Genomic DNA, 7,632 nt, shown 5'->3' with positions numbered 1-7,632 from the left:
GCGCTACAGCCCGCGCCTTATGCGCGGTACGGGCATCAGGCAAACGCGATTGCCGGTGAAAAGCCCGATTGCCTTATCACCATCGACAGTCCGGATTTCTCGCTGCGCGTCGCCAAGAAGGTGCGTGCCGCCGATCCGACTATCCCGATCGTCCACTATGTCTGCCCGAGCGTGTGGGCTTGGCGGCCGGGCAGGGCGGCGGCGATGAAGCCATATGTCGATCACATTCTTTGCATCCTGCCGTTCGAGGTGAAGGAACTCGCTCGCCTGGGCGGGCCGCCCGGCACCTATGTCGGGCATCGCCTTGCACACGATCCGGGCATAGTCAGTGCCGCCAGGGCGCAGGCGCAGCCGCGTAACCTCTCCGCTGACCGTGTGAAAACGTTGCTTGTATTGCCCGGTTCGCGTCGCGGCGAGGTGCGGCGCCTGGTTGGGCCGTTCGGCGAAACGCTGTCGATCCTGCGGGCGCGCGGGCACCGCTTGCGCCTGCTGTTGCCGACGGTGCCGCACGTCGCCGACCTGGTCAGGACCTCGGTCGCGAGCTGGGACGAGAAGCCGGAGATCATACTTGATGCCGAACGCAAATGGCAGGCCTTCGGCAAGGCGGATGCGGCGCTGATCGCGTCGGGGACGGTATCGCTGGAACTGGCACTGGCGAGTGTGCCGATGATCTCCTGCTACCGGCTCGATCCGGTCATGCGCATGGCGCAGCCGCTGATCAAAGTATGGAGCGCAGCCTTGCCCAATCTCATTGCCGACCGGCCGGTTGTGCCGGAACACTACAATCAATATGTGCGGCCGCATTATCTGGCGCGGCAGTTGGAAGCGCTGTTCTCCGATACCGCCTACCGCACCTGGCAGAGGCACGGTTTTGCCGACATTGCCGGGCGTATGGCAACCGCCAAGCCGTCAGGCGAGATTGCCGCGGGTGTGGTGATGGGGATGGTGAGGAAGTGAGTGAATTGTGAATAGTGAATTGTGAATAGTGGTTTCTATGGACAGGGAGCGACGCTTCGCTACTCCCATTCACCATTCACCATTCACCATTCACCATTCACCACCTTCACCGCTTCGCGATTGGCACGTAGTCCCGTTCCGGCGCGCCGGTATAGAGCTGGCGCGGGCGACCGATCTTCTGGTGCGGGTCCTCGATCATCTCCTTCCACTGCGCGATCCAGCCGACGGTGCGGGCGACCGCGAACAGCACGGTGAACATGGTGGTGGGAAAGCCCAGCGCCTTCAGCGTGATGCCGGAATAGAAATCGACGTTCGGATAGAGCTTCTTCTCGATGAAATAGGAATCGGTCAGTGCGATCCTTTCCAGCTCCATGGCGATGTCGAGCAGTGGATCGTCCTTGATGCCGAGCTCGCCCAGGACCTCGTGCGCGGTCTTCTGCATGATCTTGGCGCGCGGATCGTAATTCTTGTAAACGCGGTGGCCAAATCCCATCAATCGGAACGGATCGTTCTTATCCTTGGCGCGCGCAATGAATTCCGGGATGTGATCGACATGACCGATCTCGCCCAGCATGTTCAGTGCTGCCTCGTTGGCGCCGCCATGTGCGGGACCCCACAGGCAGGCGATGCCGGCAGCGATACAGGCAAAAGGATTGGCGCCCGACGAGCCGGCCAGGCGGACGGTCGAAGTCGAGGCGTTCTGTTCGTGATCGGCGTGCAGGATGAAGATGCGCTCCATCGCGCGGGCCAGCACCGGATTGATCTTGTATTCCTCGCAAGGCACGGCGAAGCACATATGCAGGAAGTTGGCTGCGAAATTCAGCTCGTTCTTCGGGTAAATGAATGGCTGGCCGATGTGGTATTTATAGGCCATCGCCGCGATCGTCGGCATCTTGGCGATCAGCCGCATTGACGCGACCATGCGTTGATAGGGGTCCGAGATATCGGTGGAATCGTGATAGAAGGCCGACAGCGCGCCGACCACGCCGCACATCACCGCCATCGGATGCGCATCACGGCGGAAGCCGGTGAAAAAGCGCGACATCTGCTCATGCACCATGGTGTGGCGCGTCACCCGGTAGTCGAAATCGTCCTTCTGCGCCTTGGTCGGGAGTTCACCATAGAGCAAGAGATAGCAGACTTCGAGGAAGTCGCCGTGCTCGGCCAATTGGTCGATCGGGTAGCCGCGGTGCAAAAGAATGCCGGCATCGCCATCGATGAAGGTGATTTCCGATTCGCAGCTCGCCGTCGACGTAAAACCGGGATCGTAGGTAAAGACGCCGGCGGTGTTGTAGAGCGAACCGATGTCGATGACGTCAGGTCCTACCGAACCACTTCGTATCTTGAATTCATGGGTTTTGCCGCCGAATTCCAGCTTGGCCGTCGATGCCTGGGTTTTGCCGCCAAATTCCATTTTTGTCGCAGGTTCGGTCATAGCAAACTCCTTTTTGTTTCCTCAGGCCGGCAAAGGCAAAATATCTGAACCCAACACGTCAAAAGCATCGGAATAGGCACATTTGCGCCCGCAATTGAATCTGCGCGGCAGATTAGGCCAAGACCCAATGTTGCACTGCGAAACACACCTTTCAATGCCAATCTTCTTGGGCCAGTTTGCTAATCGATTTGATCAGCGATCCGCGCCAGGCTTTCCTCGCGGCCAAGTACGGCAAGCACATCAAAGACACCTGGCGAGGTACTTTTGCCGGTGAGCGCGGCGCGCAAAGGTTGGGCCACGGCGCCGAGTTTATGGCTGGCGGCCTGCGCATAGTCGCGGATCGCGGCTTCGGCTGAGGCGGCAGACCACTCCGAAACCGTGGCTAGTGCCGCATGAGCGCCCCGCAGGATCGCGCGCGCCTCACCGCTGAGCAGCGCCGCCGCCTTCTCGTCGACCGGCAGCGGCCGCTCGACGAAAAGGAATGCAGCCCCTTCAACAAGTTCGACCAGCGTCTTGGCGCGCTCCTTCAGGCCCGGCAACGCGGCAAGCAGTTGCGCCCTGCGTCTGTCGTCGAGGCGCGCGGCGATTGCCGGGCCGCCTTCTAGATAGGGCAGAGTGGCGATGAAGATGTCGAGCAGCGCCGCGTCGTTCATCCGGCGCATATGCACGCCATTAAGCGCCTCGAGCTTGGCGAAGTCGAAACGGGCGGCGCCCTTGTTGACGTCGCCAATGTCGAACCATGCAATCATGTCGGCGATCGACATGATCTCATCGTCGCCGTGGCTCCAGCCAAGCCTCGCCAGATAGTTGAGCAGCGCCTCCGGCAGGTAGCCCATGGCGCGATAGGCTTCGACGCCAAGCGCACCGTGCCGCTTCGACAGCTTGGCGCCGTCGGCACCGTGGATCAGCGGGATATGCGACATCGACGGCACCTCCCAGCCCATGGCCTGATAGATTACGGTCTGACGTGCGGCGTTGGTCAAATGATCGTCGCCGCGGATGATGTGGGTGATGCCCATGTCGTGATCGTCGACGACGACGGCATGCATGTAGGTGGGATTGCCGTCCGAGCGCAGAATAATGAAATCGTCGAGATCCTTGTTGGGAAAGCGCACGTCGCCCTGGACGCGGTCATGCACCACCGTCTCGCCGTCTGTCGGCGCCTTGATGCGGATCGCCCCCTTGGCGCCGGGCGGCGCCTCCGACGGGTCGCGGTCGCGCCAGCGTCCATCATAGCGGGGAGGCAGCCCCTTGGCCCGTGCGCTCTCGCGCATTGCCTCTAGCTCGGCAGGCGTCGCATAACAATAATAGGCCTTGCCCATACGAACGAGTTCCTCGGCCACTTCGCGATGGCGCGGCGCACGCTCGAACTGCGACACCGGCTCGCCGTCCCATGTCAGGCCAAGCCAGGAAAGCCCGTCGAGAATGGCCGCGCTTGCCGCATCGGTGGAGCGCTCGCGGTCGGTGTCCTCGATGCGCAGCAGCATCGTGCCGCCTGTGTGCTTGGCATACAGCCAGTTGAACAGCGCCGTGCGCGCGCCGCCAATGTGCAGATAGCCGGTGGGCGAGGGGGCAAAACGGGTGACGACCTTATCGGGCATGGAACTCTCAGGCGGGCGAAGGAAGTGGGTTTGCGGACTTTCGCGCGTTGCGCGTTCATGTAGCATAGGAGGTCGAGGGCGCAAGGGGCAGACCCGATGGCTGTGCGAGGCCGTGGTGCGGGCGAGGGCGAGGACGTTGGCAGCGGCGTCAGCGAACGCTTGCTGTTTGCCGCACCCCCGCCTGTCCTGCCGGCACCGGCATTGCTACCCGCTCCGCGCTTCGATGCTCCGTCGCTGCCGGCCAGCGACCCAGCAACGGTTCTCGTGCCCGCGGGCGAGCCCATCGTACGCCTGCCCAGGCGTTTCCGCCTCCCGTCACCGTCCCGTATCCGCAACAGCGTAACCTCGGCAGCCGGCCTGGAACTCGACCGCGGCATCGCCTTCCTGCTGGTGCCGGTGTTCCTCGCATGCGGGGTGGTCGTATATTTCGGGCTGTCGGTGGAGCCGGCCTTTCCACAGCCGATCGCAATCGCGCTCCTCGCGGCCCTTTGTGCCGTCGTCTCGCGGTCATGGCCCAGGACGCGCCTGTGCTTCATGGTGGCGCTGCTCTGCGCGCTTGGCGTACTTGCCGCCAAGTTCGAGACATGGCGTGTCGGAACGCATATGCTCGGCTCCGAAATCTCAACGCGGCTGACGGGTCGCGTCGTATCGTACGAGCCCATGGCGAGCGGCCGCATCAGGCTGACAATCGATGTGATCTCAACGGCCAGGCCGACACTGCGCTACATGCCGGAACGGGTCCGCGTTTCGGCGATGAAGATACCGGCTGAGCTGACGGCCGGTTCCGAGATCACCGGCTATGTGCGGCTGCTGCCGCCGACCGGCCCGGTGCGGCCCGACAGCTATGATTTCTCCTTCGACAGCTATTTCGCCGGTATCGGCGGCAGCGGCTTTTTTCTCGGCAATCCGAAAGTCGTGTCGTCGGGCAGCATGCCGCTTGGCGCGCAGCTTTCTTCCGCGATCGAAGACGCGCGCGAATCCATCGCCGACCATATCCGCAGCCGCATCGGCGGTGCCGAGGGCGAGATTGCTGCTGCGCTGATCGTCGGCGTGCGCGCCGGCATTCCCGAGGAGATCAACGAAGCGATGCGGCGCACCGGCATCTACCACATCATCTCCATCTCGGGGCTGCATATGGCGTTGGTCGCCGGCACCATCATGGCGCTGCTGCGGGGTGCCTTTGCGCTGTTTCCCGATTTCTCATCGCGACGGCCGGTCAAGAAATATGCCGCGGCCGCCGCGCTTTTTTCGATTGCGGCCTACCTCGTCTTTTCCGGCATTGTCGTGGCGGCCGAACGCAGCTTCATCATGCTGGCGGTGATGCTTATCGCCGTGCTGTTCGACCGGGCCGCGCTCACCATGCGCAACCTGGCGATCTCGGCCATCGCGGTCATCCTGGTGTCGCCGCACGAGGTGGTCGGTCCGAGTTTCCAGATGTCCTTCGCCGCGACGGCGGCCCTTGTCGGCGCCTATGCAGGCTGGTCCGATTACCGCGCCGGCAGGGCCACCACGCCGCCGCCGCGGCTGTCGCCGCTACGCTTTGCCACTCGAAAGGTCCTGCTGGGCATGTGCGGTCTGGCGATGACCTCGATCATTGCAGGGAGCGCCACGGCGCTTTTCGCCATATGGCATTTCCAGCGCGTGGCGCCGCTCAGCCTGTTCGCCAATCTGGCCATCATGCCCATCGTCTCACTGGTCGTCATGCCCTTCGCCGTTCTCAGCGCGCTGGCGATGCCGTTCGGTGCGGATGGCCCTTTCCTCTATGTCATGGGCAAGGGGCTGACGGCGATGATCGCCCTGTCCGGGTGGATATCGGAGCGCTCGCCGATCGATGCGGTCGGGCTGATTTCGCTGAGATCCGTCCTTCTGGTGACGATCGCCCTCGTCATTGCCAGCATGGCGACGACCTGGTTGCGGCTGGCGGCACTTCCTTTTGCGCTCGCCGGCTTGCTGACGACAACGCAGACACGCATACCCGACGTATTGGTCTCGGAGGACGCACGGCTGGTCGCGCTGCCGATCGGCAGCGGTGAACTCGCGGTCAACCGGGCACGCCCGAATGAGTTCACCATCGACAACTGGAAACGCGCGCTCACATCAGAGGCTATCGTCGCGCCGGAAACACCTGGAAAGAACGACCCGCAATTCGACATTGCCGATCCGGCCGACCTACCGCCGGGCATGCCGTTCATTTGCACGGACGGCCTCTGCCTTGCCAGACATCCATCCGGCGCGATCATCGCGCAAGCCAAGGACCGCGATACTGCGCGGCCAGCCTGCGCCTTTGCCAGCTTGATCGTCATCGACGACGCCACCGCCCATAACCCCTGCTACTACGACCGGCTGGTCCTCGTCGTCACCAAACGGCAACTGGCGCACGCGGGAAGTGCCGCCGTCTACTTCGATCCACAAGCGGCAACGCGCGCCGAAATCCGTTTCGCGGTCGAAAAATCATACCGGCCCTGGCACGTGCAGCGGAAATTTTCACGCGCGGCACGGGGCCTGCCGCCATACCGCAGGGCCGACAACCCCAAAGCCGGTGCCAAGGGCGGAGCTCAGTAGCGGCGGATCAGTCCGACGAGCTTGCCCTGCACCTTGACCCTGTCTGGTCCGAAGATGCGCGTCTCGTAGGCCGGATTGGCGGCTTCCAGGGCGATCGAGGCGCCCTTGCGGCGGAACCGCTTCAGCGTCGCTTCCTCCTCGTCGACCAGTGCCACCACGATCTCACCGGGGCTCGCCGTATCGGCATTGCGGATGATCACCGTGTCGCCGTCGAAAATGCCGGCCTCGATCATCGAATCGCCTTTGACCTCGAGCGCATAATGCTCGCCGCCCATGATCATATCCGGCGGCACCGAAATCGAATGCGTCTGGTGCTGGATGGCGTCGATCGGCACACCGGCGGCGATGCGGCCCATCACCGGGATCGAAACGGCGGCGACGACATCGTCGTCATTGCCGGCTGCAGGGACGCGCGACGATGTCGGCTTGCCCTGCCGAGGGGCGCCTTGCCCAAGACTACCCTGGATGACACTCGGCGAGAACTTGCGTGCCGCATTGAGGCCGGGGGCGATCGAGTCAGGCAGGCGCAGCACCTCCAGCGCACGGGCCCGGTTGGGCAAACGGCGAATGAAGCCGCGCTCCTCCAGCGCCGTAATCAGCCGATGGATTCCCGATTTGGAAGCCAGGTCGAGCGCCTCCTTCATCTCGTCGAAGGAGGGCGGAATACCGCTTTCCTTCAATCTTTCGTGGATGAACATAAGCAGTTCGTGTTGTTTGCGTGTCAGCATAGCGACCCCCAACAGAATCAGAAAAACAAACCCAGAACAAACACTATCTGTTCCAGTTGTGTTCCGCAACTGTTTAAAGTTTAATGAATGCGTTAAGGCTTGGGAAACAAACGACGTCCCCTACCGGCGTACCGCATTTTCACCGCCGCGAGCCTCATCGCCTTGATTCTGCTTTCGTTTGCGCCCTTCTGGCCTCCTAGAAGGCGGCACTGGCATCGGCCGTCGGTCGGCAAAGGGCACGGAAGTGAACCCCTATCGACTGTGCGGTTTGGTCAATGCACCGTGAACGAAACGAACTCAAAACGCCAACCTCGCGGTTAAGTCCCGGTTTCCACCGCCTGGTCAGGCT

Annotated in this window: 5 protein-coding genes; 2 read left to right on the top strand and 3 right to left on the bottom strand. The window is 62.6% G+C overall.

All coding sequences use genetic code 11. The features are described 5' to 3' along the window. Window positions 1-957 (top strand): lipid-A-disaccharide synthase (locus tag NKI52_RS18875; RefSeq protein WP_352699023.1); only part of this gene is annotated, 957 nt, incomplete at its 5' end. A 106-nt stretch (window positions 958-1,063) separates the two neighbouring features. Here NKI52_RS18875 and gltA read toward each other — a convergent pair. Then, window positions 1,064-2,392 carry a citrate synthase gene (gene gltA, locus NKI52_RS18870; RefSeq protein WP_352699021.1) on the bottom strand — a complete coding sequence of 443 codons (1,329 nt, stop codon included), beginning with the start codon at window positions 2,390-2,392 and terminating at the stop codon, window positions 1,064-1,066. Window positions 2,393-2,571: 179 nt separating this feature from the next. Then, window positions 2,572-3,993: a glutamate--tRNA ligase gene (gene gltX, locus NKI52_RS18865; protein WP_352568690.1), complete on the bottom strand. Its 1,422-nt coding sequence runs from the start codon at window positions 3,991-3,993 to the stop codon at window positions 2,572-2,574. Between the two features lie 96 nt (window positions 3,994-4,089). On the opposite strand from gltX, the gene NKI52_RS18860 reads away from it, so the two are divergent. After that, the gene (locus NKI52_RS18860; RefSeq protein WP_352699019.1) at window positions 4,090-6,555 is read left to right on the top strand and encodes a ComEC/Rec2 family competence protein; all 2,466 of its coding nucleotides are present in this window, start codon (window positions 4,090-4,092) and stop codon (window positions 6,553-6,555) included. Here the strand turns inward: NKI52_RS18860 and lexA are convergent. Then, complete coding sequence (gene lexA, locus NKI52_RS18855; protein ID WP_023674949.1) at window positions 6,549-7,283, bottom strand: transcriptional repressor LexA; 735 nt, start codon at window positions 7,281-7,283, stop codon at window positions 6,549-6,551. The two genes, NKI52_RS18860 and lexA, sit on opposite strands and share 7 nt — an antisense overlap. Window positions 7,284-7,632 lie beyond the last annotated feature (349 nt).

The sequence above is a fragment of the Mesorhizobium sp. M0590 genome, assembly GCF_040320905.1.
In the GTDB taxonomy this organism is placed as follows: Bacteria; Pseudomonadota; Alphaproteobacteria; order Rhizobiales; family Rhizobiaceae; genus Mesorhizobium.
This window is presented reverse-complemented; position numbering and strand designations above follow the sequence as displayed.

What these genes read in the sequence shown, in the direction of transcription:
- gltA (WP_352699021.1), bottom strand. Translation starts at nt 2,392, where the DNA reads ATGACCGAACCTGCGACAAAAATGGAATTTGGCGGCAAAACCCAGGCA.
- gltX (WP_352568690.1), bottom strand. Translation starts at nt 3,993, where the DNA reads ATGCCCGATAAGGTCGTCACCCGTTTTGCCCCCTCGCCCACCGGCTAT.
- NKI52_RS18860 (WP_352699019.1), top strand. Translation starts at nt 4,090, where the DNA reads ATGGCTGTGCGAGGCCGTGGTGCGGGCGAGGGCGAGGACGTTGGCAGC.
- lexA (WP_023674949.1), bottom strand. Translation starts at nt 7,283, where the DNA reads ATGCTGACACGCAAACAACACGAACTGCTTATGTTCATCCACGAAAGA.